Source organism: Vibrio sp. 1401, from assembly GCF_033340295.1.
The window spans coordinates 1-761 of the sequence record NZ_JAWOWF010000290.1 but is presented as its reverse complement, the minus strand read 5'-3'; the positions used below and the strand labels follow the sequence as shown (position 1 = coordinate 761).

Annotated in this window: 1 protein-coding gene; it reads right to left on the bottom strand. The window is 51.6% G+C overall.

The annotated features are described in order from the left end of the window. Positions 1 to 761, bottom strand: a 761-nt coding sequence (locus R7Z77_RS25180) for a fructose-specific PTS transporter subunit EIIC (protein ID WP_318137021.1), incomplete at both ends; no start/stop codon positions are given.

Below are 761 nucleotides of genomic sequence, written 5' to 3'. Positions count from 1 at the left end.
CTTCGCTGATGCCGATCATCCCCATAATACCTGCGGCTTGCCCCGCTTCGCGTTCATCTCGCTTGAATTTACTCGGCGCCAAAAACGTTGCTAGTGCCATCCCCAATGGCGGCGTACAAATCGCAATACCGACCCCGCCCATCAACCATGGTTGCGTGTTCACTTGGGTTTGAGCAAACAACGTCGCCACTTTGTTAATTGGGCCGCCCATATCAAACGCGGTCATTGCCCCAAGCACAGTTCCGAGCATTACTTTGCCTGAGCCCGCCATGCCCGTCAGCACTTCGTTCATGGTGGTCATTGCGCTGGCAATCGGAGCACCTATCACCCACATCACCGCGCCGCAAGTAACAAACGTACCGACTAGCGGATAAATAAAAATCGAGCCAAGCGAACTCATGCTATCTGGTAGCTGAATTTTCTTTAGTAGCCAAACGACAAAGCCAGCAAAAAAGCCGACCACAATTGCACCTAAAAAACCCGTATTGTAATGACTGACCGCAATCCAAGATCCAATCATACCCGGCGCAAGGCCCGGCTTGTCGGCAATGGAATAAGCAATGTAACCGCCAAGAACGGCAGTAAACAATGTCAGGCCAGCAATCCCCATTTGGGCAATATCGGCCAAAATGCCCTCTTGTGGTACACCACCGTGACCAGAGATCATCACCGACAACGACAACAACACACCGCCCGCAACGATAAACGGGATCATGTGGGATGTGCCAAACAGCAAGTGCTCTTTAATGCGGCCAAGTTTT